Source organism: Treponema sp. JC4 (genome assembly GCF_000260795.1).
In the GTDB taxonomy this organism is placed as follows: Bacteria; Spirochaetota; Spirochaetia; order Treponematales; family Treponemataceae; genus Treponema_D.
In genome coordinates this window covers 1-25,508 of the sequence record NZ_AJGU01000032.1, presented here as the reverse complement: position 1 = coordinate 25,508, position 25,508 = coordinate 1, and the positions used below count along the sequence as shown (strand labels likewise).

Below are 25,508 nucleotides of genomic sequence, written 5' to 3'. Positions count from 1 at the left end.
GTTCAAAAAAAAGTATTATTTTGTCTTGCTAAAATAGAAGCTTGTACATAAAAGAAAACTGTATTTTCATAAAATAATTGATTATCGGTAAAAGTTCGAAGTAACAATGTAGAAATATAGAATCTTTTATCATAGATATTAATCTTGAAATGTAAAGAATCAAAGAAATGATTAAAAAGGTATTCCATTTCTTCATTCCGCTCTCTTGTTGTTAATGTAGAACCTTTTATTTCGCCAATGATAGAAAACTTTTCTTTAAAAGAATTAAACTTCTCTAACATGTTTTTCGCTTCGGCATCATCCTGTATTATTAACATCCCAAGAGCAAAAACAGGCTGAGAAACAAAATTTATCCCATTTTTTTTATCTTTTATAATTCCAGCACTGCCCGTATTTCCTGCTTCATCTATGTATATTTTCACTTTTTTATCTCCACAAATATCTGATCAACTGATATTATTTCCTTAATATTAGTAATTTACTTCGTAAATACGGTAAAATTGATTTCATTATTATTGCCGTAGTTTTTCTATGTTGAGCTTCAGAAATATCAGCTTTATTTACCTTGTTAAAAATCTTTAATAAAAACTCATAATCATTATATCCATCAAAATCATTAAATTTATTTGGGACAAAAACATCTTTATCATACAGATACTCTAAAAGTTTTCTTGAAAAATATTTTGATGACAATTCTATTCGTTCATGTCTCTCTACAGCATGTAAAAGAGAGAACATTTGTTCCATAACCGAAAGTTCTTCATCCAAATCATCGCGTCCAAATTTTTTAATACAAGTTGAACCAATAGGAAACAATATGTTTTTATTATTTGTATTACGAATCTTATATAAATATCTTAAACCTTCATGTTTACAAACACATTGAGAACTTACACTATCATCTTCTGTACAATCAACAATTTCCCATTCAAGAACAGCCAGATCCCAGGTATCAGCTACAGACGCATCTATTACAGCTTTTATTAGATTTTCATAATATGATTGTTTATCCATAAAATGCCCCCTGGCTTACATTTCTGAAATACGCGAAATCACTAACTGTTTTAATTCTTGTAGTTTAGCAATTTCTTTAGTAATTAAAATATAATTCATTATTACAACATCAAGACTCAATTTCTTAAATGTATCTTCATCAGGTACAACCAAATACATATTTTCGATGAATGCTTTACTCAAATTATTCTGTGCTCCACCATTTGACATTTGACTTATCATTTCTTGATTTTGTATCAGTGCATAATATAAATAGGCTGCTTCTATTTTATTCTTACAAATCATCGCGCAGATTGCTTGATTTGTTGTTGCTTCAATATTTAAGTAACCTACTTCACCGGCCGTAACTCCATACATTGCAATTAAAACTGTATCTTTTGGAAGAAGTTTTGTTGAAGACTCTTTTAAGCCTTTTTCTGTTATATTTTCTTCTGTTTCCAATGTTATATTATTATGGACCTCGCCAGATTTTACCCAAGGAATAGTTCCCTTCACCCAATACGTTGGTTCTGTACGAGATGGCGTAGAACCTGATTCCATCTTTGAACAAAATTCTGAAATCTTTATAATACCCCACTTCTGAGGTAATGACTTTCTTCTTTCTTTAATTTCGTTCTCTGTGGAATTTGTAAAAACGCATTGTCCTATTTTTTCATTCAAAATAGTTATTGCTGTCTTTTCCAGATTTTCATTTATTTTCTGCTTAATCTGGATGCGTTTTGTGATAGCATTGTATGTGTTTACGATTTTCTGCTGTTCTTTTATATCAGGAACAGGAAGTTCTACACGACACATTTCATCCCAATCAAAAATTTCACGAACGCTTCCATGCGATTTGAAACGAGCATATCTATCGAACTCTGGTCTTGAAAACCAAAGCATCAAATATTCTGGCAAGAGTTTAGATGTATCTGTAATTTCAAAAACAGTGTAAATATTTGAAACTAATCCTTCTTCATAATCAGAGAGAAGTGCAATACCTATTTTATCACCACGCCTTGAAGTATCAGGAATATAGGTAAATTGTCCTTTCCTAACTATTTTATATTTTGAGAAATCCGTTCCAATTGTATTCGCGATAGATTCAATAAATCTTTTTTCAACGCTAACACCAAGTAAATGATTTACTTTCAAATCACTATTGCGAACATCAACTGGCTGTATATATTCTCCTAACTTTCTATACTCCGCTTTCATTTTTCTTCCTCATCTTCAAGAAAAACTGATGCTTTTTTGTCGCTAACTTGACCTATTCCTTCTCTTGCGTTCAACGGAGTAACAACAGCTTTTCCGGTTTTCTGCTCAAGCTCTATTCTGGCATTTTTGGCGATTGTCGCACCGTCAACGGCATTTTGAATATGGTCAGAAAAACTTTCGGGATTTGTGCTTTCTGAAATTTCCTTTGTAGAAAGTTCTGCGAGCATATTCAGGACGAGTTCTTTGTTTGTCATGTTGTCTCGGAGATTCTCTTTTTTAAGTCCCTTGAATTCCTTGTATTCTTTTGCAGTTTTTCCCGCCCAAGTTTTATAAATTATGTCGGTTAGTGTGGCAAACTGCACGCCTTCTTTTAAACCGTGTTTTTTCCATTCGTCGGTCAGGTCTTTGCGGATTTCTATAGATTTGAGCCGCTGGTTGATCCAGTTTTCTGAATATCCCAATGCGCGATATTCCAGCAAAGCCCGCTGGATTCCCTGCTCAGGATCCTGCATCTCGTCCAAACGTTCTTTTGCAACCTGAGCCATCCAGAGTTTGAAAGGTTCTGCCTTTGGAGACGGAATTGACTGAATCAGACGAAAAATGCCTTCCGTATCAAGGCAGTCTGTCTTATATGATTTTCCATCAGAAGCTGGTAATTTCAGTTGGTGACAATTTGTCACCAACTCACTTCCTTCTTGAGAAAGCCGTTGCTTTAATTTGTTCCAGTATTTTCTCGCTGTCAAAAAATCTTTACTGTCAGCTAAAACAGCAACAACATCCACAATTGAAAAATACCACTCTTCACTTTCTTTATCCCAAAGAGTACGGACTTTTTTATCTTCAAAAAGTTTTATCTGTGTTTTTTCTGCCATGTCCCGCACTCCTACAGCTTAATCTCATATCCCATATCTTTGAACACGGCAAGCAACTCTTTTTTGCTTTCTTCTTCCTGTTTGAGTAAATCTGTGAGTTCGCTTTGAAGAACTTTCATACTTGAATCAAAATCCTGTGTTTCGTCTCGGTTTACAAATTCTATGTAGCGGCTTGGAACAAGGTTATAGCCTTTTTCTACGATCTCTTTTTTGTTTGCACTATAGCAGAATTCAGGAAGATCTTTATACGTTTCGTTTGCTCCGGCCTGCTGCCATGCGTGGAAGGTTGAAGTTACTTTGTCGCGGTCTTCCTGGGTAAGCTCAATGTATTTCTTTTCAAAAGGACTTCCCATCTGGCGAAGGTCCATAAAGAGAACTTCATCTTCGCGGTTGCGGTAGTTTTTGATTTTTCCATTCTGTTCAACCGTGCGGCTCTTTTTGTTTTTGTTCAAAATCCAAAGTGTTACAGAAATATCTGTTGTATAAAAAAGATTTCTTGGAAGAATTACGATTGCTTCAATAAGATTATTTTCTATAAGTTGCTTACGAATTTCTAATTCTTGACCTTCGCCACTCAAGGCTCCATTTGCAAGAAGAAAACCTGCAGTTCCGTTCTGACTAAGCTTACTAACCATGTGCAAAATCCAGCCGTAATTTGCGTTACTTGTTGGCGGAACTGTATAGCCGTTCCAGCGGAAATCATCCACGAGTTCATTTTCTGCACGCCAGTCTTTCTGATTAAATGGTGGATTTGCCATTATGTAATCTGCGCGTAAATCTTTATGAAGATCGTTTGTAAATGTATTAGCAGCCTTTTCACTTAGATCGCATGGAATACCACGAATTGCAAGATTCATCTTTGCCAATTTGTATGTTGTGGTTGTGCCTTCCTGACCATATACAGAAATGTCTTTTGAGTTTCCGGCATGATTTTCTATAAACTTGAGGGACTGAACAAACATACCGCCGGAACCGCAGCAAGGGTCATAGATTTTTCCTTTGTACGGCTCAATCATTTCCGCAATCAGATTAACAACAGATTTTGGCGTGTAGAATTCCCCCTTTCCCTTGCCTTCCTGAAGCGCAAACTTTGTAAGGAAGTATTCATACACGCGGCCCATTATGTCGTTTTCTTTATCTGCATTTGTCTGAATGTTGTTTATTTCATCCAAGAGCGCTGCAAGCTTTGAAACATCAATTCCAAGACGTGAATAATAGTTGTCTGGCAAAGCACCCTTGAGTGATGGATTCTGTTTTTCAATTGTGTTGAGAGCTGTATCTATTTTGAGTGCAATATCATTCTGTTTTGCATTTTGAATAATATATGACCAGCGGCTTTCTTCTGGCACGAAGAAAACATTTTTCATCGTATAGAAAGACTGAACATCAATATATTTTTCTTTGCCTTCAGCTTTAAGATCTGCACGACGGGCATTAAATTTATCATTTACGAATTTTAAGAAGATAAGACTTAATACAACATGTTTATATTCTGCAGGTTCTACTGTTCCACGAAGTTTATCACATGCGCCCCAGAGAGCGTCTTCAAAGCTAACTTGTTTCTTTGCTTTTGCCATTTTTCTATATTACTCCATCATAATCATTATAAATCAAAGTAGTGACAAATAATGACACTTAGTTATTTTTATTCAAAATGCAAATATCACCAATGTCGCATTCTAAAGCTATGCAAATTTTTTGAAGACTTTCCATCGAAACAAATTCACCTTTATTGAGTTTTGCTAAAATGTTTGTAGAAATACCTGCTAGAGGGATTAAATCTGTTTTATTCTTAATACCTTTTTCAATTAGGCGTATCCAAAGTTTTCTGTAATCTACCTGCATATACAGGCATTATACCATAGATATTAGATAATAGATTAAAAAAATATCACGATCTCAGAATATTTATTTGTATTTTAATAATCTCTATATTATTGATTTTTTAGATTTCTTGGCTGTAGAATATGTTTGATTTAAAATAAAAAAAACGCTCGCAATCTCTTGCAAGCGTTTCATTTTTAGCGGGGGCAGGACTCGAACCATGATGGCCCCCTTTGTGTCATTTAGAATACGGATGGTTTAATTCTATATGGTACAAAGAATTAGATTTACTTGTTTTTGATATTTTTAAGGACTAAAACCTGAAAAATCGAATTTTAAGTAAACGGTAAGTGTTAAAAATTCACGTATTTGTCAGAATATGCTTTACATTCATAAACCAGAATGATAAAGTGTAAATATCTTCTTGCCTGCCCAAGACAAGGAAGATACATTGAATAAACCTTACCTTTTATTCAAAACAAAGCATTCACCATTCTGGTATGCTCAAGTCCGTCTCCCTGACGGCACAATTTCCCGAAACAAAAGTACGGGAAAAGAAAACAAAACGGATGCCGAACGAACGGTAATGGAATGGGTCGTTAATGGTTGTGTACCAGAGCGAACATCCAGAACTGGAAGAGCCATCGGCAAGCAATCCTTCACATTTATTTCTGTTCTCAATTATCTCAGGACGAACAATCTGTCTGAGCAGGAAATTAATGATCTTATCGAGGTAATGAAATCCCGTAAAATCATCCAAACTGCTGTACGGACAAATGCAAAAGGTGACTGTGATGCAATGGAATACCTTATTGATTTCTGGACGCGGGATAAATCAGCTTATCTTCGTGAAATGGAATTGAAAGGACATTCTGAAACAAACCGCCACATCCTGAATATGAGAAACATCGTTAAGCATTACTGGACACCTCTTCTGGAAGGAAAACTTCTGGGAGAAATTACCAGAGATGACGTAAAGAAGATTTTCATGGCGGAGTCCACTAAGAAAATCTCTCCGAAAACAGTAAAAGCCGTCCTTCAGGCTGCAACAATTCCTTTGAAATGGGCACACCTGAACGGACTGACAGAAAACAACTGTTATTCAGGAATTATTCTTCCTAAAAGCACCCCAAAGAAAAAAGTTATCCTTTCACTTGAACAGACAATAAAGCTTTTCAATGCAGAATGGGATAACGACCGAGTAAAACTTGCATGTGTTATTGCCTGTTTTACAGGAATGAGGCAGGGTGAAATTCTTGCACTTCAGATTCGTGATATTGGTGAGGACAGAATCTATATCCGACATTCATACAGCCGGTATGATGGACTAAAAACTCCAAAGAACGGAGAAGAAAGGGAATTCATGATTCCCCCAGAATTGAGGAATATGATTTTAAATCAGGCATCCTTTAATCCGTGGGGAACAGGACCTGAATCGTTTATCTTCTTCAGCCCTCAAAGTCCCGACAAGCCTTTGTCACCTAAAAGATTCAACAGATATCTCAGAAGGGCCCTTGAATCAATCGGATATCCGAATCCGAAAGAAATCACATTCCACAGTTTCCGTCATGAATGGTGTACAAATACACTTTCTGATATCGGAGACCAGAGAATCTGTATGATTGGTTCAGGCCATAAAACAGAAAGCGTGTTCAACAATTATGCTAATCACATTCAGAAAGAAATTGCACTGAATAAGATTGCAGAAAGTACGGAGCATCTGTTTGCACCAATTCTCAAGAATCTTAGTTCGGATGCGGTTTACGTCATAAAAGATGTTGACCCGGACGAACTGGAACATGCCCAAAAGCTTTTGCCGGAAAAGGTTGGAGCTTAAAAATAATCGGAGAGAGAAGAATCTTAATCTTTTGGAGGAGCAGCACTTGAAAAACGTAACATCACCAGACGAACTCTGGCTCCAGAAGGAAGTCATCGAATATTTACGATGCGCACCTTCTTCCTTTCATTCCTGCGAACGCTATGACTGGCTGAAAGAAAAAGCCATCAAAGACGGTCGTAGAAGAAAGTACAAGAAATCTGATGTTCTGGCATTCGTTGAACGCTTACAGAAATCAGCTTAAACAATTTGAATCGGCACCGGCAGTCTGACTTAATTTCCGGACTGTCGGTGAAACTACTAAAACCAACAGTAAGAGGATAAACATATGAAACTTAACGACATTATCAGCATGGTAAAAGATACCACTCAGAAAATCTCAGAGAAGAAAACTCTCAAAATAAAGGACATTGTTCTTATTCCTGAGTTCCAGAAACTTTTGGTCATGGAAGAAGATGTGCTTGAAAAGATGAAGCAGTCCATGAAGGAAGAAGGCTTCAAGTCAGGACATGAAATTCACATCTGGAAACGCGGAAAAGAATACATCCTGATTGACGGCCACACCCGAAAAACCGCATGGGAAAGTTTAGGAAACAAGACAATTCCCTGTATCATTCACAACTTTGCAAACCTTGAAGAAGCCAAGACTTTTGCAATCAAAGAGCAGATAAACCGCAGAAACTTAAGCGGTCAGGCTCTTTTGGATGCAGTTGCCAGCTTCAATTTTGAAAAGGGCAAAGGCCACACATCAGGCGAAAAAGGAAAGGCATCCGAAATAATTGCAAAGCAGATTGGTGTATCTACCAAGACTGTTGAAAAAACAAGAGTAGTTTTGAAGGAAGCTACCCCTGAGCAGTTAGAAGCCATCAAGAAAGACGAGCTGAGTATGAATCAGGTCTTCAATCAGATTCGAGAGAAAAGAAAGGAAGAAAGTGCTGAGAAAGAGAGCGATGTTTCTGCATCCACAGAAACTGAAACAAAGGCAGATGCTAAGACTGACGCTAAAACTGAAAAACCGAAAGCAAAAGCGAAGACCGAAAAACAAAGTGCAAAGAACGCATCCAAATCAAAAACCGATGAAGCCTTTGAAAAAGGTGTACGCTATGCAATCAGTGAAATCAGAAAGGGAATCAGCCTTGAAGACCTTGAAAAATCTCTGAGTGCATAACACAAGGTAAGAACGGAAACAAAGGCTACTCCCAGAGCCTTTGTTCTGGCTGCCAGAAAAGAAAGTGCCTGCCCGAGGAGTACAACATTGAGCGAAAGCTATACGGCATCTTTCCATAATGGCGGAATGGAAAAAGACGGAATTGATTTAAGCGGAAGAAAACGCAAGAAGCTTTATCAGGCTTGCCGAGAACACAATATCAGAGACCCAAAATATTGTGACAAACAAGAACACATCGTAAAAGGCGGACTTCACGAAACATGGATTGATATTCCACCAAAACAAGCCTACGAGCAGATTTTTGGCGAAGCTTTCAGGGAATACAACTCCAAGCAGAGAAAGAAGGAACGGCAGTTCAATACTTATTGGGAGAAAGTAAAGAAATCCGCAGTTCTTGTACCCGTTCGCGAAGCCTTAATTACAATCGGAAATTGTGAAGACGGATTTCCAGACCTTGAAGTTGGAAAGCAGATTTACAAGGAATTTCTGGAAGAGTTCCAGAAGAAGAATCCGAACATGGTAGTAATCGGTGCTTATTACCACGCGGATGAAATGCGCAGTGACGGGAAAGACGGAGTTATTAAAGGTGCGCCCCACATGCATCTTGATTATATTTCCGTTGCGTACAAATGTGACCGCGGGCAGAAGATTCAGAATTCAATGAACGGTGCTTTAATGGAACAAGGCATCTTAAACATTGAAGTAGATCCAGAAGTCGCAGAAAAAGTGTACGGGCTGAGAAAGAAACCGCGCAGAAGGAAGCAAAACGCAACGCTTGAAGAAGTTCCGCTAAGTGAGCGCCTTAAATGTTTTGAAAAGCTTGAAGAAAAGTCTGAACAGTCAGAACAAACAGAAGAAGGCGAAAAAATCACAAAACCGCGTGTAGTAACAAACCTTCAGCAATGGACTGATACACAGAGGAATCGGCTTAAAAAGATAGCACGCTCACATGGCTTTGAAATAACAGAGAAGAATGAAAAGCGCGATCATCTTACAACGGAAGACTACATTCTTTCAAAAAATCCGAACCTTAACCATGATGTTCACGCGCTTGCAGAAAGACTTACAAACGACCTGAAGGAAGTTCAAAAAGAATCCGCTGATAATGCTGAATGGGAGAAGGAGAATCAGGAACAAGCTGAGCAGAACGCGCAGACGGCAAAGGAACTTGAACAAGCAAAGGAAGAACATAACGCTTATGTCGAACAGAAGGAATACGACTTTAAGCGCAAGGAATACAAACTGAGCGACAAGGAAGACGAGTTAAAAGAACGCGAAGAAAAAGTCACAAAAAAAGAGACTTTCTTAGCAAACGCTAGAAAACACGCTTCCGAATCCCTTCACAAGTTCGTACAGAAACTGAAAAAGAAAAAGAAGGATGTAGAAGAAAAGGACAGAGCCTTAGACCAGATGCTGAGGGAAACTAAGGAACTCTCAGAAAGGGCCGAGAAAGTCAACAACAATGCGGCTACCCCATACTTCACTTTTGCAGACGACATAAACTTTGACGATGCAAGGCTTATGGCAAGCAAGAGAGACGGTAAAGGCCTTTGCGAATGGTTTAACGGCCTTGAACACAAGTTCTGCGGATGGCTTCAGAAGGCGCAGTATTTTGCAAAACACTTCTGGAACAAAACTCCAGACGAATTGATGATTGTTGCGGAAGATATGCGCAATAGCTACTGTACCGACTTAGGCGAGTATGTAGAAAAACGGATGAGAGGAAACACCCTCAGCCAGATTCAGGAAGTTCGTGAAATTAAGGAAGCAATTCCTAAAGTTCAGGAACGCAGAAAAAAAATCCGCTCGCGTAATTACGACATTGAGCGGTAATCCCTCAAATCTCAACAAATGCGCAATCTTGCAATACTGCTTGATTGCGTTTTTTTTAGTTAGCGCACCGTTTCCCTTACAGAAAATGAGCCGTAAAGGCATGAAAAAAAAGCCTTCGGCACTCCCCCAGAACTTGTAGCCAAGTTCTAACACAATAGAAGTTTGCCCGCGTTTTTGACAAAAAATCCGCTACAAACTTCTATTGTGCGAGGGCATATCCCCTCGACCCCTTGTCTCTTCCGTTCCGAAAAGCGCGGGCAAATGAAACCTTCCCCAAAAGGAAGTTTTCACCGCTTTTTTTCTCCACTCCATAGCCACCAAAAGGCTCTGCCCTTTGGATACCCGCGAAGGGCAATGTTGCCCTTTCGAAACCGCCCACAAACAAGACTCTGTCTTTTTTGAAGGGATACGCCCAAATAATAATCTCTGCTATCCAGTTTTCAAATTCTGTGGCATAAACCACATCAAACTCACACTGGAAATTGTTTTCTGCCCTTTCGTGCTGTAATCTAAAAATCACAAGGGGGCTGTGTGCCTCCTGCATGACTGCTATTCGTAACGAAGTTTAAAGCGACTTGGATTTTATAAGGGGTAAACATGAAAAAACTAATTTCACTAATTTTTCTTATGATGTTTTTTGCTTTGTCAGCCTGTGCAAGCGGGGTAGAAAGCAAAAACTCAAATTCAAATTCTATTACAGGAGAAAAAAAGATGAAAATCACAATCACGATAAACGGCACGACGATGAATGCTGTGCTCAACGATAATTCCTCCAGCCGTGCGCTTTACGAGCTTTTGCAAAACGGAAGCATCACAATCAATATGAGAGACTATGGTGGAATGGAAAAAGTTGGAAATCTTCCCAAAAGCCTTCCCCGAAACGACACGCCGACCGACACAGATGCAGGCGACCTCATTCTGTACCAGGGACGTGCATTCGTAATCTACTACGACACAAACAGCTGGAACTTCACACCGCTTGGAAAAATCGAAGGAGTTTCAAAATCGGAACTCAAAAAGATTCTGGGAAGTGGAAGCGTTACAACCATACTCGCAATTGGAGAATAGGAGGAATCATGAAAAGAACGAAACGCATCTGCGCTACTTTTGTCAGCTTTTTAACAATCGGAATTATTTTTGCTTCCTGCAGCGCAAGCGGCAAAAAATCAGATACAAACAATAACATATCTAAGGGGGAACATACAATGGAAAACACAAACACAAAATTCGATGTGCGCGAAAGTGCAATCACAAAAATCGCAGGACTTGGCGCAGCCGGCAATCTTGAAAAGCTTTCTTTGGAAATGGAAGAGGCTTTGGTTTCAAAAACTTTGAGCCAGAACGAAATCGGCGAAATCTGTCTTCAGCTTTATGCTTATGCAGGATTCCCCAAAAGCCTTAACGCTCAGAACACGCTTGCTTCTGTTGTAAAAAAACTTGACGAGGGAAAAACCGCTTACGAAAAAGGCGAAACGCCAGCCGAAGTTCCGACTAATGACCGTTACGATTTGGGACGCGAAGTAATCAACAAGATTTTCGGAATGAACGCAAAACAGAGCCGTCCCGCTTCAAGCAGCTACGAAGAGACTTCAGATATTTTCTTAAAAGAGCACCTTTTCAGCGATATAACCCTTCGCGGAGTGCTTTCAATAAACGACCGCGAGCTTGCAACAGCCAGTATGCTTGCCGCCATTGGAAACGTAAATCCTCAGCTTGGCGCTCACATCGCCGGAACGCTCCACACAGGAACCAGTGCCCATGACCTTCGCTCCTGCTGGATTCCGCTTCTTTCCCAAACCATCTCCCTTAAAACCGCAAAAAATGCAGAATCCGTTTTGAATGCGGTAATTGCGCAGACAGGAGTAAATCTTCCTGATTCGGTAAAAGTTCTATACAAGATGACGGAAGAAGAATTCAGCGCGGCAAACGTTTTCGGAAAAGGCGTTCCAAATGCAATGTTCGCAAAGTATTTTATTGGCGAAAGTTTTTTGAATCCTCTCACAGATTTTCAGCACGGCGAGTTCCCGCTTTTCAACGTAACATTTGAGCCAGGCTGCCGCAACAACTGGCATATCCACAAGTCAACAAAAGGCGGTGGGCAGATTTTAATCTGCACTGCGGGCGAAGGCTGGTATCAAGAAGAAGGAAAAGAGCCTGTTTCGCTTGTTCCGGGGTCTGTAATAGTGATTAAAGCAAACACAAAGCACTGGCACGGCGCAAAAAAAGACAGCTGGTTCAGCCACATCTCGCTCGAAATCCCGGGCGAAAACTGCTCCAACGAATGGCTTGAAAGCGTAACGGACGAAGTGTACAACGCACTTTAAAATGTATTTGCTTATGAAAACAATACGAATCACAGACGGAAAAACAACCATCCGCGCGGTTTTGAACGGAACAATGGCGGCAAAAGATCTAGAAAAGCGGCTCCCATTTGAATGTTCGGGGAGCGACAGCGGAATAGACTTTTGCTGCCCTATTCCGCGCGGAATCTTTGACCCCGTAGAATGTCAGACAGGCTGGAAAAACGGCGACATCTGCCTGTGCAACGGCTGGTTTGCCATTCTGTACGGCGGCGAGGAGCAGTCTAAGTCCTTTGGAACTGTGATGATTGTAGGTCACATTCTCGAAGAAGATCTGCCACTTGTAAAGGAGTTTCCAGAACAGGTAACGTTCACTGTGGAAGCTGAAAAATAAACTACACCACGCTGGAAATTCCGTTCAAAAACAGCGAGCTTGAAAGTTCTATCAGGCGGGAGACTGGGATTTTTTTGCCGTCGGCAACCCATCGCCTGTAAATATTTACGGAACTCAGGCCTAAGAAAGTGTTGATGATGTTCTGCTCTTCTTTTGAGAACGCTGAGTATGGATTGTGGCGGCTTCTGTTGTGGGAAAGCATTGCATCAAAAAAACGGTCGGAGAACATTCTGTAGCTTTCATCACAGACAATTTTTTCCATGTAAGGGTCAAGACCCGACATAAATTCAAAGAAAACCTGATTCACTTCGCTAAAAGGTGCGTCCTTGCTAACCTTGTCGATTGCCTCGTAATATTTTTCCGAAAGCTCCTGCATCACATCCTCAAAAAGAGCTTCCACGCAGGTGTAATGAAGATAAAAGGTCTTCCTGTGAATCATCGCGCGCTCGGTAAGCTCCTTGATTTTTATATCCGAAGCCTTCATTTCCATAATCATTTCTTTAAAAGTCTGCTTGATAATTCCGCGTGTTTTCTGAACCCTTAAATCCTGTTTTCCTTCAAACGGCATTTTTACACCTCACATGGATATTTTTACATAAAAAGAGGAAATTTGCTATCCAGTTTTCAAATTCTGTGGCATAAGCCACACCGCACACACACTGGAAATTGCTTTTGCCCTGCCTCTCTTGTTATCTTTTAATCATCAAATGACGGAGGAAACGCTATGAAGCTTTCAAATCTTAAAAAACTTATGGGCATTGCGCTCGTAATGGGGGTATTTATGGTAAATGCAGAAGCAAGAGAAACAAAGAATGTCATCAAGGCTGAAAAACTCAAGCTCGAATCAAAGTGGGACAAAACTTTCCCACAGAGCGACAAGGTGAGCCATAAGAAGGTGACTTTCGTAAATCACTTTGGAATCACGCTTGCGGCGGACATGTACACACCAAAGTCATCTTCGCTTAAAGGCGAAGACGGGAAACTTCCTGCAATCGCAGTTTGCGGCCCGTTCGGAGCAGTTAAGGAACAGTGCTCAGGTCTTTACGCACAGACAATGGCAGAAAAAGGCTATGTTACAATCGCGTTTGACCCTTCTTTCTGCGGTGAATCCGCAGGTCTTCCACGCTACATGAACAGCCCTGACATCAACACCGAGGACTTTCAGGCGGCTGTGGACTTCCTTTCAGTTCAGGAGAATGTTGCCCCTGAAAGAATCGGAATCTGCGGATGGGGCGGATTTGCAGTAAACACAGCCGGAATCGACACAAGAATCAAGGCGACTGCCGCAATCACAATGTACGACATGAGCCAGAACACAGTTTACGGCTACTTCGATTTAAATGATGAAGAAGCTCGCTACAAGAACCGTGTAGCCCTCAACGCACAGCGTACAGCCGACTACAAGGCAGCCTCATACGCAATGCCGGGCGGACTTCCACCTGCCGTACCAGAAGATACACCGCAGTTCCTTAAAGATTATGTCGCCTACTACAAAACAGAACGCGGCTACCACCCACGCTCGCTCAACTCAAACACAGGCTGGGCATTGCAGGCAAACGCTTCACTCATGAACACAAAACTGCTCGCATTCGCAGACGAAATCAGAAGCCCTGTGATGATTGTTCACGGTGAAAACGCGCACAGCCGCTACATGGGCGAAGGAGCATACAAAAAGCTCATCTCAGGCAAATACGCCTCAAACAAAGAGCTTGTAATCGTTCCGGGAGCCAGCCACTGCGACCTCTACGACGGCGGAGACGGAAACTTTATCCCATGGAACAAGCTGGAAGAGTTCTTTGGAAAGAATTTGAAATAAATTACGGGCGGACCCCCGCATTCGCGGGGGCGCTATCTTTTTAAATATCAAGAAATGGAGGATGCGTTATGGATATCTTAAACAGAACCTTTGATGAAGAAAGAGCTTTGTACGGTCTTAAAAACTCGGTTGTAAAAAACTGCCGTTTTGCAGGCCCTGAGGATGGAGAATCTGCATTAAAAGAATCTTCTAACATTGAAGTTTACGATACTCTTTTTGACTTAAGATATCCTCTCTGGCATATCACCAATGCAAAGATTTCCGGCTGCAAGCTTACTGAAAATTCACGTGCGGCTCTGTGGTACGGAAAAAAGGTCTGGATAGAAAACTGCAAGATGGACGGCATTAAGGCTCTCCGTGAATGTGATGATATTTTTCTGAAAGATTCAACTGTAAAGTCACAGGAATTTATCTGGAAGTGCCGTAATGTTTCAGTTGAAAATGCAAATATCGAACAGTCTGAGTATCCGTTCTTTGAGGTGAACGGAGCAAAAATCACCAACCTTAAAATGATGGGAAAATATTCTTTTCAGTATTGCACAGATATTGAGATTGCTGATTCAGACCTGAACACAAAGGATGCATTCTGGCATTCAAAAAATGTGACCGTTTGTGACTGCGTAATCAAAAGCGAATATTTGGGCTGGTACTCAGAAAACCTTACGCTCATTAACTGCCGCATAATCGGAACACAGCCATTCTGCTACTGCAAGAATCTAGTGCTTGAAAACTGCACGATGGAAAACTGTGACCTTGCCTTTGAGCGAAGCACCGTTCGGGCAAACATCAATAGCAAAATCGAAAGCATTAAAAATCCGCTTGCAGGAAGAATCGAAGCAGACTGCATCGGGGAAATTATAATAGAAGAATCTGTCGAAGATCCGTCTAAGATACAAATTGTAATCCGAGACTGCGAGGAATGTGGGAATTGTAAAGGCAGATGTGATGTGCATGAATATAAAGAATAGGAGTTGAAAGAATGAAAAAACTGATTTCGTACATCTTTTTGACCTTAGGGATTTTGAGTATGGCAAACGCAAAAGACTATGCCGCACCGTCATCGGATTTTGTTCTGATAAAGGGCGGCTCATTCACGATGGGAAGCCCTGAAAACGAGGACTGGCGGAGCAATGATGAAATTCAGCACCGCGTAACAGTCGCTCCGTTTTATATGAGCAAATACGAGGTTACGCAAAAACTCTACCGAGAGGTAACTGGCAAAAATCCTAGTTTCTTTATCGGAGAAAATCTTCCAGTTGAAAGCGTTACATGGCTTGAAGCGGTAGAATTCTGCAACGCTTTGAGCTGCCGTGACGGTCGCACACCTGCCTACACGATTGGCGGTGGCGGCAAAACCGTCAGCTGGAACCGCGAGGCAAACGGCTACAGGCTTCCGACCGAGGCTGAATGGGAATCCGCGGCGAGGGCGGGAACGACCACGCCTTTTTACAGCCGCAAAGTACCCGGCGCAGACGATGCAAACTTTTACGGTCATTATCCGTATCAGATTGAGCAGAATTATTTTAACGATGAAGTTCTTGAAACGCGACCGGGCGTTTACCGCGGTAAGACCCTGCCTGTGGGAAGCTTCAAGCCCAGCCCGAACGGACTTTACGACATCTACGGAAATGTGGGCGAATGGTGTTTTGATTTTTACGATGAATATGTGGTAGCATCAGATAACAATGCGGTAACCAATCCTATAGGAGCGGCAAGCGGAACTAGGCGCGTGAACCGTGGCGGCGGCTGGAACGACTTCGGAAAAAATCTCCGCTCGGCATACAGGGCGGCAGCAGAACAGAACACGCCTCTTTACAATGTGGGGCTTCGCCTTGTCTGCAATGCCGATGATTCAGTAAAAGGCACGGTAACGACGACGGAAATCAAATCAACCACAAACACCGCAGTCAAAAAAGCCCTCATCATCTACTACTCGTGGAGCGGAAACACTCGCGGCGTTGCAAAAGAAATCGCACGGCAGACAGGCTTTGACTCAATCGAACTGGAGCTTGTGAAACCGTATTCCAAAGACTACAACACCGTCTTGAACGAAGCACAACGCGACCAGCACAAACAAGCCCGCCCCGCGCTCAAAACCAAAATCGACCAGAAAAAATGGGCTGAGTACGACACAATCATTTTGGGCTACCCCAACTGGTGGGCTTCAATCCCGATGCCGATAGCAACGCTTCTTGAAAGCTACGATTTTTCGGGCAAAAAGATTCTTCCGTTCTGTTCACACGGCGGCGGCAGGTTCGGTCAGAGCCTTACCGCAATCGCAAAACTCGCCCCGAATGCAAAAATCAGTACAGGACTTTCCGTACATTATTCGGGCGGTTCGACGCTCAGTAAAGATGTTGCAAAGTGGCTTGAAAAGAACGGGGTAAAATAGAAGTATTAAGAGAGGTGAACATGAACACAAACAAACTGCGTATGCCGCTCGACATTCTGATGACAATTCTTTCCATAATTCTGATGGGCGGAACAATTCTTTTCCCCGATGACCGCATCCATCAGATTTTGGGAATGGTTCTGCTCGCGTTGTGGATTTTCCATACTGTTTTGAATCATCGCTGGTACGCCTCGTTATTCAAAGGAAGATACCAGCTTTACAGAATCATGCAGCTTGTCGTGAATCTTGGAATCTGCTTATGTGCAATCTTTCTGATGACAAGTGGGCTTTTGATGGCGTGGTTCATTCCTGCTGATTGGGTTGGCGAGACTCTAGGTTTTGCTCGAACCACTCATCTGCTCGCTTCTCACTGGTATTATATTTTTATGGCGTTTCATTTGGGGCTTCATGGGGCGATGCTTGCAAACAAATGCTTCGGCAAGCTCAGCAACCGCACAGTCAGAATAATTCCGCGTGTAATCTGCATTCTCATCAGTCTTTACGGTATGTATGCGTTTAGAATTCGCGGATTATGGAAATATATGTTTTTACAGCAACAGTTTTTCTTTCTGGACTTGGAGCGCGGATATTTGTTGTTTGTATTGGATTATGTTTCAATCCTTGTGCTGTTTGCGGTAATCTCTCATTTTCTTGCGAAAGTACTTCGTTGGAAAAAGATTGAAATCAAGCCTTGAGCAGATTTTATTTGCGTGATGGTTGCCTAAGCGGAATTTCGGCAAAACTGCACGGCGTTTTGCTTTTTTCAGTTTTTTTTACGTCTTTTGACTTTTCGTCATCCAGGTCATTTATCTCTGCAAGTTTCTTATTGATTTCTTCAGCCGCAGCCTTTATGTCTTCACTTGTTACAGGATCCTCATCTCCTGTTTCTGCAAAATCCATGTCTCCGTAAAGCTGATTTTCCTTGTGCGTGATTTCATCCACATCTTTCAGAAATAACACGTAACGGCATATCAGAATCTTGTCTTGTTTGATTTTCAAAACCTAGAATTGAAATACGGATTTCTCCGTTCTTCCAGATTTTTGAAACATCTCTTTCCTGTTCATGAAGCTCACCGTCAGCTTTAAACATTGTGTCCTTTGTATCAGCTTCAAGCTCATTTTCTTGAACAAGCGGCTTCCCCTTAAACAAAAGCACATTTACAATGTCTGCAAAAACGTCGTTGAATGCTTCAAGATTCTTTTCTGCAATATCTTTTACACCCATATTTTAAATATTATGATTTTTATGTGAAGTGTATATAAAAAACGAAAATCGCAACATAAGTACCGCAGGCCAAAAACCTACGGCCTACGAACTTAAAGTAAGGAGTTTAAGTAAAAGTTGGATTTCAGTGAATTCAGGTGGATTTAATTGATTTGCTATTTTTAAAATCTAGTGTTATATTGTAGGTGTCTTAGGGCAGAATACCACTATTTTTGACCTTATTTGTCCATCGAGGTTCAGTAAGCTTCAGTTTAAAACAAAAAACCACTCATTTCTGAGTGGTCTGTTATAGCGGGGGCAGGACTCGAACCTGCGGCCTCCGGGTTATGAGGGGGCTTTGGGGACTCCTTTTCCGCTTCAAATTACTTTAGATTGTCTTATTTATTGGAATTTTAGCATGTTTCTTCTATATATGCAATTCAAATCGTTTCAGATTTTTTCAGAAAATTTTACAATTTCCTTAGAAAATTTACTTAAATAGCAGAGGTCGGAACTGTAGTATCTTTCCGTCCAAATTTGTGATTTTTGACATAAATTCTTGTTAAAAGCGTAATACTAACGATTGTTAGTTTTAACCGAAATTGGCCGTCGGGTTTTTGACGAAAATACCCGACGGCCGCTGCTCAAATTTGCTAACAATTTAAGTAAAATTGAAGTTATTCCTCATATTTAGGCCTATTCTCCGCAACTTTTAATGCTCCATAGTTATCATTCATTGAATATGAAGTTGTATTTTCTGTTTCATCATAATCAGCAACATTATCGGTCCAGAGTTCGCACTGACTGATTACGGTTTTCAAAGCATCTTCCTGTCCCTCTGGCGGATATTTGTATTTCTTCAGAAGCTTCTTAACAATCATTCGCATCTTGGCTCTGGCTGATTCTTTCTTCTGCCAGTCGATGGTTTTGTTCTTACGGAGTGTTTCAGTAAGTTCCTTTGTAAGTGCTACGAGATCTTCATTTGAATAGAAATCTTTTACAGCTTCAGGTTTTGTAAGTGCATCATAGAAGGCAAGTTCTTCATCTGTTAAACCGAGCTTGTTTCCTTCTTCACTTGCATGGAGCATTTCTTTTGCAAGTTTCAAAAGTTCCTGGATAACTTCTTCATTTGTAAGCATTCCGTTCAGGTATCGGTTTAATGTCTGCTGAATTAGTTCGCTGAAGGCTTCTGATTTTACAAGGTTTGTTCGTTTATAAACTCTTACCTGTTCATCAATCAATTTCTTGAGCATTTCAACTGCAAGGTTCTTCTCTTTCATCTTTGAAATATTTTCAAGGAAGGTTGGATCAAATAGATTTACTTTTTCGCCAACATCAGAGAAGAGATTGATAACACCATCAGATTTTACTGACTGTTTTAGAAGTTCATTTATACGGTCATTGATTTCTTTGAGTGAGAATTTCTTTCCAGATGGATTATACAAGATACGCATTAGAAGAACACGAACAGATTCAAAGAAAGCAGCTTCAAGTCTCATGTGTTTCTTTACCATAGAAGAACATAATGAAAGTGATTGTTTGAGCATCAGAGCTTCTTTTATGAATGCCTGTTTCTCATTCTCTTTATTAGGAGCAACAATAAAGTTTACAGCTCCACTAATTGTCATTCCGCGCTGTAAATCTGAACCCTCATAGAAAGGTGTGTAATCATAACCAAAGAAAAGATTTCGGCAGATTTCAAGCTTTTCCTGGAACTTAGGGAAGGCTCGCTTTGCAACATCCATTTCGCCGTAGTTCTGTCGGTCGCGGACGGTGTAATCGTTCATTGCCTGTTTAAGCGCACTTGCAATTCCAACGTAATCTACTACAAGTCCACCTTCCTTATCTTTGAAGACACGGTTTACGCGGGCAATAGCCTGCATAAGATTGTAACTTTCCATTGGCTTGTAAACATACATTGTTGCAAGAGAAGGAACATCAAATCCTGTAAGCCACATATCTACGACAATTGCAATTTTGAGAGGGCTATTATTGTCTTTAAATCGGGTTGCAAGCTCCTGTTTGTGAGTTTTGTTTCCAATGATAGCTCGCCATTCTTCTGGATCCTTATTACTTTCCGTCATTACAACAGCAATGCGTGCATCATCTCCAGGTACAGTAATCTGCTTTGAACCAACAGTAAGTTGTGAAGTTGTTCCTGCCCAATTAGGTCGCAATTCCAAAATGCGATTAAAAATCTTCATTGCAATTGAGCGATTATAAGCAACAATCATTGCCTTTCCGGTATAAAGATACTGGCGTTCGTTTTCGTAGTGATTAAGAATATCATCAACAAGAGAGTTGATTGTTTTTTCGTGGCCAAGAATTTCTTCCATCTTGCCAAGTTCGTGCTTACTTTTTTCAATAACTTCTTCATCAGCATTCTGAGCAAGCGTACTGTATTCTGCATCAATCTGAGCAAGAACTTTATCATCAAGTTTGAGTTTAATAACTCGGCTTTCGTAATAAACAGGGCGGGTTGCTCCATCTTCAACAGCCTGAGTCATATCATAAACATCAATATAGTCACCAAATACTTCTATTGTGCTTCGGTCTTCGCGCGAGATAGGAGTTCCAGTAAATCCGATATAACTTGCGTTAGGAAGACTGTCGCGGATTATTCGGGCGGTTCCGATTGTTCTATGAGCAATTAGATTTCCCTGTTCATCGCGGCTAGTTTTGATTTTTTCTGTAAGTCCGTATTGGCCTCGGTGTGCTTCATCAGCCATTACAATTATATTTTTTCTATCACTAAGCGGTTCATCACTTTCTTCAAACTTCTGCATAGTTGTGAAGATGATACCATTAGCTTTTCGTCCTTCGAGAAGTTGTTTCAAATGTTCTCGGCTTTCTGCCTGGACAGGTTCCTGACGTAAGAAATCTTTACAATTACAGAACTGACCATAAAGCTGATTATCCAAATCATTGCGGTCTGTAATTACAACGATTGTCGGCGAATCAATTGCCTGCTGCAAAAGGTGAGCATAGAAAACCATAGAAAGAGATTTACCAGATCCCTGCGTATGCCAGAATACACCAATTTTACCATCACCACTTACTGCAACTTTTGTGCGTTCAACAGCTTTACGAACTGCAAAATACTGATGATAGCCCGCAAGAATTTTGTATGAATTGATACCATCATTATTAAAACATATAAAGTTTTTGATGATGTCGAGCAGACGGTCTTTCTGGAAGATACCTTCAAAAAAAGTTGTAAAATCAGCAAAGGAGTTGGATTCTATATTACCATCTTTTGTTTTCCATTCCATAAAGCGATCTTCACCACTTGTAATGGTTCCAGCCTTACTCGTAAGCTGGTCGCTCATTACACAAATACAGTTGTAAATAAACATGCTTGGAATTTCCTGCATGTAATTTCTGATTTGTGTATAAGCTTCACTTGCGTCGGTTTGTTCGCGGCTTGGAGATTTCAATTCAAAAAGACAAACTGGAAGTCCGTTCAAGAAAAGAAGTATATCCGGTCTCTTGTTTGAGTTTTCTATGAATGTCCATTGATTTGCAACGATAAAAGAATTGTTTGAAGGATTATTAAAGTCTGCAATATAAATGATATCAGATTTTGTTTCGCCATTAAGATGATAACTTACTTCAATACCGTTCTGCAGGTATTCCATAAAAACGGCATTTTTCTTTTTTAGTTCAGCGTTTTCAAAATTCCGAAGTTTAAGGAGTGCTTCATCAATTGCAACAGGCGCTGTTTTTGGATTAAGACGACGGATTGAATCTTCAAGAACAGAATCATAAAGCGGAGAATGCCAGTCGCGGTCAATATCAGGACCATATACATGTTCCCATCCCATATTTTGGAAAAGTTCAACTAACGCATTCTCGTAAGCTTCTTCGTTGTAATCCGACATCTTTATTCTTCCTTATGTAAGGTACCTTAATAAATAATTTTACCACGGGATTAACAAAAAAGATATGGATTGCTATGAAATATGAATTTAAGACTGTATTTCTAATAATTGCTTTTCAAGTTTAAAATCTGTCAAATTTGGAAATATTTTATAAAATTTTATTTGATTTGTATAATCTTTTTGAACAAGTTCAATTATATAATTAATTAGTTCTGATGGAGTTTTGTAACCAAAGATTATTTCAGATAAAAAAGAATCCTCGTAAAATACTTTTGTAGTGCAGCAATCATTTGGCATATTGAAAAAATCTGTATCATGAATAATAGCTCGGTATTCGTTTTCATTAGCCCAACATTCTTTCTTATGAGTTAAATTATACAAAATATTACTTTTCTGATTAGTATCTGTTTTAAAAATGTATAATGGATTTTCTCCTTTATTATCATAAAAAATTTCTTCAAATATGATAGGTTTCAAATTCTCTGAAAAATATTCATAAGTTTTTTTCCCTGAAAATTCAATTTTACATGGGACAAAAGAAAAATTTGAGTCATTAAAATTATATCCGATGCATATTCCATTGTAGTTGTTCGCATACAAAGCCCACATGGATTCATTCATACAATCAGTGGTCAAACTAAGTACATGATTATTTTCAATGAGTTCTTTTGATGTTTTAGAGAATCTTTCTATAAAGTCTGATTCTTTTATGGCTTTTTTTATTCCTGCTACAGTTGATAATTTATAACCAGGAATTATCTTTTTTCTATTTGTTTTTATCCATTGTAAATATTCTTTATCTGTAGCATCGAAGCTTATTTGGATATTACAATCAAAAGGATCATTTAATTCTGAGGGACGTGAAAAATAAAGATATTTTTTTTCTAATGGATCAAGAGTAAAAAAATTCTTTTTTTTAAATTCTAAGTTCTTATTCTCTTGTTCTAATTCTATGTCTTCATTCTCTCGTTTTAATATTAAACCCTTATATTTATAAAGCAACATGTATTTTTTTTCCTAATATGAATACCAAAATTATTATAGCATAATTTTGGTAAGATAAACGATAATTTAGCGGCTTAGATTTGAACTGAATCTACATCAAGCTCGCCAGACATAAGTTTTGGCAGTAATGAATCGCGAAGAGCAATTAATCGTTCATTTTCGCAAACATGATTATAAATCTGTTCTGTTATTGTTTTTGCACAAGAATCAAATTTAGATAAATCCTCGTGTTTGGGTATGTAAATTAAATGCTTAATTATATGTGTAACTTTTATGCTGGGTTGAACAGAACCTATATCATAAGCTAATAGATCGTTTTTTATAAATTTCAGATATTCATACAAATAAAAAGGCGAAATACTCAAGGTTCTAAAAGCAACTACATTTTGTGCAATACAGCCTTTATCTCCCTTAAAAAATTTCATTTGAGCAAGGCTTCCAACGGTAGAAAGTAAAATATCATTCTCATGTGGATGACCATCACGGAAAAATGTTGAATAAGTCTGTTCATCTACATACTTAGTACAGTTTTTATAATCAATAATTCTTCCAACACTGTTTAATGCTCCTACATCAAGAATAGGAAATTCATTCTTTTCATTCGATGATGGAGGAGTTTTTCCTCGATTATCAACTATGTCGATTAAAGTACCTAAAGGCTTTCCGTCTATTTCAGAAACATTTTTAATTTTATGTGCAAATATTTCCTTAAAAACTGTCTGTGCTTGCTGCTCTAAATTATCGTTTATCTTTCCAATACATCTTATTCCGAAAATTACATGGAGGATAACCATGGAAAAACAATTTATTGCAGACATTATCCAGTCGATGTTGCCATATTTGGATAATTCACAGTTAGAACATTTGCAGCAGGTATTAGAAACAAAGCTTACAGAAATTGAGATTACAGCTACGAATAAGCCTTCTGAAATAATTGAGGAGAATGAAAATAAAACTCTTACAGCATCTTTTATTTCAGCAAAACGTATTGAAGGATGCTCCGAAAAGACTCTTGCTTATTACGAGAATACAATTAGTGTAACTCTTTCTCAAATCAATAAGGATCTGAAGCAACTTACAACAGATGATTTACGACTATATTTGACTGAATATCAAGAAAAGCACAATTCCAGCCGCGTAACAATAGACAATATTCGTCGAATCCTGTCTAGTTTCTTTTCCTGGCTTGAAGATGAGGGGTATATCTTCAAAAGTCCTATCAGGCGAATACATAAAGTTAAAACTGATAAAGTTATAAAAGAAACTTATACCGATGAAGAACTTGAAACTTTACGCGATAACAGTCCAACAATCCGTGACTTGGCAATGATAGATATGCTTGCTTCTACAGGAATGCGTATCGGTGAAATGGTTCTTTTGAATAAAGCTGATATTAATTTTGCAGAAAGAGAATGCAAAGTCTTAGGAAAAGGCAACAAGGAACGAATTGTATATTTTGATGCGCGTACAAAACTTCATTTGCAGCAATATTTGACATCGAGGACAGATGAAAATGAAGCCCTTTTTGTTTCACTTCGTAAATCTTATGAACGAATTACAATCGGAGGTATAGAATCTCGATTAAGAAAACTTGGGCAGAATCTTAATATTTACAAAGTACACCCGCATAAATTTAGAAGAACGCTTGCTACAATGGCAATTGATAAAGGAATGCCAATAGAACAACTCCAACGTCTTTTGGGGCATCAGAGAATAGATACAACGCTTCAATATGCAATGGTAAAACAATCAAATGTAAAACTTGCACATAAAAAGTTTATTGGATAACTAAATGCTCTAACAGAGCATTAGGTCGTCTTTTTCTTATAAGTATGTTATATTGAATAAGCGAAAAACTGTTCGAGGAATTACAAGATGGACGATTGGACTGAATATAGGCTTGGAGATATTGTAGAAATTAATCCTACAGAATCATAAAAAAGGAACCATCGCAAAGAAAATAGGAATGGAAGTTTTACAACCATATTGCAGAGCAATTCCATCTTTTTCATTAGAACCATATTCTGGCGGTTCAAAATTCAAAAATGGCGATACAATCATGGCTCGTATTACACCTTGTTTGGAAAATGGCAAGACAGTAATGGTGAATATCCTTGATAAAAATGAAATCGGATTTGGCTCAACTGAATATATTGTTTTTCGTGCAAAAGAAAACATTACCGATCCATTTTTTATCTATTATTTGGTGACAAGTGATAAAATTCGTAATCCTGCGATTAAATCTATGGTTGGCTCTTCTGGAAGGCAGCGTGTTCAAACTGATGTTGTGGCAAATCTTTCTATTAATTTGCCACCTTTAGAAACTCAAAAGAAAATTGCGGCTTTATTATCTTCACTTGATGATAAAATTGAGTTTAATAATCGCATAAACGATAATTTAGAGCAGCAAGCCCAGGCGATTTATGATGAACTATGTAAAGATGCCAATATTAATACATTAGAAAAACTAATTTCTACTATCGAAACAGGATCTCGCCCAAAAGGTGGTGCTGAAACATCTGGTATTCCAAGTATTGGTGCAGAAAAAATTGAAGCGCTTGGAAAATATGATTATTCAAGCGAAAAATATATAAGTATTGATTATTTTGCAAAAATGAAAAGAGGTATCGTGTTTTCTAAAGATGTGTTGTTATATAAAGATGGCGCATATACAGGTAAGTCCTCAATGGCATTAAATGGATTCCCACATGAAAAATGTGCAGTCAATGAACACGTTTTCATCTTGAGAACAAAAAATACTATGCTCAATC

The 25,508-nt window shown here is 39.1% G+C and carries 26 protein-coding genes; 13 read left to right on the top strand and 13 right to left on the bottom strand.

Annotated features, from left to right (window positions below):
* Positions 1–2: 2 nt before the first annotated feature.
* From MSI_RS10705 to MSI_RS10680, 6 genes are read right to left on the bottom strand one after another with little or no spacing between them, the layout of a single operon-like run.
* A complete protein-coding gene (locus MSI_RS10705) occupies positions 3–422 on the bottom strand; it encodes a DUF3800 domain-containing protein (protein WP_039924716.1) in 420 nt (139 codons plus the stop codon).
* A 34-nt stretch (positions 423–456) separates the two neighbouring features.
* Entirely contained in the window at positions 457–1,014 is a 558-nt protein-coding gene (locus MSI_RS10700) for a hypothetical protein (RefSeq protein ID WP_009106808.1), read from the bottom strand.
* A gap of 15 nt (positions 1,015–1,029) precedes the next feature.
* A complete protein-coding gene (locus MSI_RS14715) occupies positions 1,030–2,211 on the bottom strand; it encodes a restriction endonuclease subunit S (RefSeq protein WP_009106806.1) in 1,182 nt (393 codons plus the stop codon).
* Positions 2,208–3,083, bottom strand: a complete 876-nt coding sequence (locus tag MSI_RS10690; protein ID WP_009106805.1) for a Bro-N domain-containing protein — start codon at positions 3,081–3,083, stop codon at positions 2,208–2,210. The genes MSI_RS14715 and MSI_RS10690 overlap by 4 nt, the downstream gene beginning before the upstream one ends.
* Positions 3,084–3,094: 11 nt before the next feature.
* Positions 3,095–4,660 (bottom strand): class I SAM-dependent DNA methyltransferase, encoded by a 1,566-nt coding sequence (locus MSI_RS10685; protein WP_009106803.1) that lies wholly within the window; start codon positions 4,658–4,660, stop codon positions 3,095–3,097.
* Positions 4,661–4,718: 58 nt separating this feature from the next.
* Complete coding sequence (locus MSI_RS10680; protein WP_009106801.1) at positions 4,719–4,928, bottom strand: helix-turn-helix transcriptional regulator; 210 nt, start codon at positions 4,926–4,928, stop codon at positions 4,719–4,721.
* Between the two features lie 430 nt (positions 4,929–5,358).
* Between MSI_RS10680 and MSI_RS10675 the strand changes: the two genes are divergently transcribed.
* The 4 genes from MSI_RS10675 (at position 5,359) to MSI_RS10660 (ending at position 9,745) form a co-directional block, all read left to right on the top strand.
* Positions 5,359–6,744, top strand: coding sequence for a tyrosine-type recombinase/integrase (locus tag MSI_RS10675; RefSeq protein WP_009106799.1), 1,386 nt, complete (start codon positions 5,359–5,361; stop codon positions 6,742–6,744).
* 46 nt (positions 6,745–6,790) lie between these two features.
* Positions 6,791–6,988: a hypothetical protein gene (locus MSI_RS10670; protein WP_039924715.1), complete on the top strand. Its 198-nt coding sequence runs from the start codon at positions 6,791–6,793 to the stop codon at positions 6,986–6,988.
* A gap of 84 nt (positions 6,989–7,072) precedes the next feature.
* Positions 7,073–7,912, top strand: coding sequence for a ParB/RepB/Spo0J family partition protein (locus MSI_RS10665; RefSeq protein WP_009106797.1), 840 nt, complete (start codon positions 7,073–7,075; stop codon positions 7,910–7,912).
* Between the two features lie 87 nt (positions 7,913–7,999).
* Entirely contained in the window at positions 8,000–9,745 is a 1,746-nt protein-coding gene (locus MSI_RS10660) for a plasmid recombination protein (protein ID WP_009106794.1), read from the top strand.
* 199 nt (positions 9,746–9,944) lie between these two features.
* Here MSI_RS10660 and MSI_RS10655 read toward each other — a convergent pair whose 3' ends face one another.
* Positions 9,945–10,265 carry a hypothetical protein gene (locus MSI_RS10655; protein ID WP_155815583.1) on the bottom strand — a complete coding sequence of 107 codons (321 nt, stop codon included), beginning with the start codon at positions 10,263–10,265 and terminating at the stop codon, positions 9,945–9,947.
* 77 nt (positions 10,266–10,342) lie between these two features.
* Between MSI_RS10655 and MSI_RS10650 the strand changes: the two genes are divergently transcribed.
* From MSI_RS10650 to MSI_RS10640, 3 genes are read left to right on the top strand one after another with little or no spacing between them, the layout of a single operon-like run.
* Positions 10,343–10,813 (top strand): cyclophilin-like fold protein, encoded by a 471-nt coding sequence (locus tag MSI_RS10650; protein WP_237706507.1) that lies wholly within the window; start codon positions 10,343–10,345, stop codon positions 10,811–10,813.
* Positions 10,814–10,821: 8 nt separating this feature from the next.
* Positions 10,822–12,069 (top strand): cupin domain-containing protein, encoded by a 1,248-nt coding sequence (locus tag MSI_RS15040; protein WP_009106791.1) that lies wholly within the window; start codon positions 10,822–10,824, stop codon positions 12,067–12,069.
* Positions 12,070–12,082: 13 nt separating this feature from the next.
* Positions 12,083–12,439, top strand: a complete 357-nt coding sequence (locus tag MSI_RS10640; protein ID WP_039924718.1) for a cyclophilin-like fold protein — start codon at positions 12,083–12,085, stop codon at positions 12,437–12,439.
* A 1-nt stretch (position 12,440) separates the two neighbouring features.
* On the opposite strand, the gene MSI_RS10635 is transcribed toward MSI_RS10640, so the two are convergent.
* Positions 12,441–13,007, bottom strand: a complete 567-nt coding sequence (locus MSI_RS10635; protein WP_009106787.1) for a TetR/AcrR family transcriptional regulator — start codon at positions 13,005–13,007, stop codon at positions 12,441–12,443.
* A gap of 156 nt (positions 13,008–13,163) precedes the next feature.
* On the opposite strand from MSI_RS10635, the gene MSI_RS10630 reads away from it, so the two are divergent.
* The 4 genes from MSI_RS10630 to MSI_RS10615 all read left to right on the top strand — a co-directional run bounded on the left by MSI_RS10630 (position 13,164) and on the right by MSI_RS10615 (position 17,342).
* On the top strand, positions 13,164–14,255 hold the full coding sequence (locus MSI_RS10630; RefSeq protein ID WP_009106785.1) for an alpha/beta hydrolase: 1,092 nt from the start codon (positions 13,164–13,166) through the stop codon (positions 14,253–14,255).
* A gap of 68 nt (positions 14,256–14,323) precedes the next feature.
* Positions 14,324–15,223, top strand: coding sequence for a DUF3737 family protein (locus MSI_RS10625; RefSeq protein WP_009106783.1), 900 nt, complete (start codon positions 14,324–14,326; stop codon positions 15,221–15,223).
* A gap of 11 nt (positions 15,224–15,234) precedes the next feature.
* A complete protein-coding gene (locus MSI_RS10620; protein ID WP_009106781.1) occupies positions 15,235–16,647 on the top strand; it encodes a flavodoxin in 1,413 nt (470 codons plus the stop codon).
* 20 nt (positions 16,648–16,667) lie between these two features.
* Entirely contained in the window at positions 16,668–17,342 is a 675-nt protein-coding gene (locus MSI_RS10615) for a DUF4405 domain-containing protein (protein ID WP_009106780.1), read from the top strand.
* 7 nt (positions 17,343–17,349) lie between these two features.
* Here MSI_RS10615 and MSI_RS10610 read toward each other — a convergent pair whose 3' ends face one another.
* The 5 genes from MSI_RS10610 to MSI_RS10590 all read right to left on the bottom strand — a co-directional run bounded on the left by MSI_RS10610 (position 17,350) and on the right by MSI_RS10590 (position 23,531).
* Positions 17,350–17,589 carry a hypothetical protein gene (locus MSI_RS10610; protein WP_009106778.1) on the bottom strand — a complete coding sequence of 80 codons (240 nt, stop codon included), beginning with the start codon at positions 17,587–17,589 and terminating at the stop codon, positions 17,350–17,352.
* Complete coding sequence (locus MSI_RS10605) at positions 17,582–17,872, bottom strand: hypothetical protein (protein ID WP_009106777.1); 291 nt, start codon at positions 17,870–17,872, stop codon at positions 17,582–17,584. Before MSI_RS10605 ends, MSI_RS10610 begins: the two co-directional genes overlap by 8 nt.
* Before the next feature lie 656 nt (positions 17,873–18,528).
* Positions 18,529–21,732 (bottom strand): type I restriction endonuclease subunit R, encoded by a 3,204-nt coding sequence (locus MSI_RS10600; protein ID WP_009106773.1) that lies wholly within the window; start codon positions 21,730–21,732, stop codon positions 18,529–18,531.
* 87 nt (positions 21,733–21,819) lie between these two features.
* Positions 21,820–22,737: a DUF2971 domain-containing protein gene (locus tag MSI_RS10595; RefSeq protein WP_009106771.1), complete on the bottom strand. Its 918-nt coding sequence runs from the start codon at positions 22,735–22,737 to the stop codon at positions 21,820–21,822.
* 74 nt (positions 22,738–22,811) lie between these two features.
* Positions 22,812–23,531 carry a restriction endonuclease subunit S gene (locus MSI_RS10590; protein ID WP_039924713.1) on the bottom strand — a complete coding sequence of 240 codons (720 nt, stop codon included), beginning with the start codon at positions 23,529–23,531 and terminating at the stop codon, positions 22,812–22,814.
* Between MSI_RS10590 and xerA the strand changes: the two genes are divergently transcribed.
* Both xerA and MSI_RS14540 read left to right on the top strand, forming a co-directional pair.
* A complete protein-coding gene (gene xerA / locus MSI_RS10585; RefSeq protein ID WP_039924712.1) occupies positions 23,530–24,525 on the top strand; it encodes a site-specific tyrosine recombinase/integron integrase in 996 nt (331 codons plus the stop codon). The genes MSI_RS10590 and xerA overlap by 2 nt on opposite strands.
* Positions 24,526–24,703: 178 nt before the next feature.
* On the top strand, positions 24,704–25,508 hold an 805-nt coding region (locus MSI_RS14540), incomplete at its 3' end, for a restriction endonuclease subunit S (RefSeq protein ID WP_202799338.1).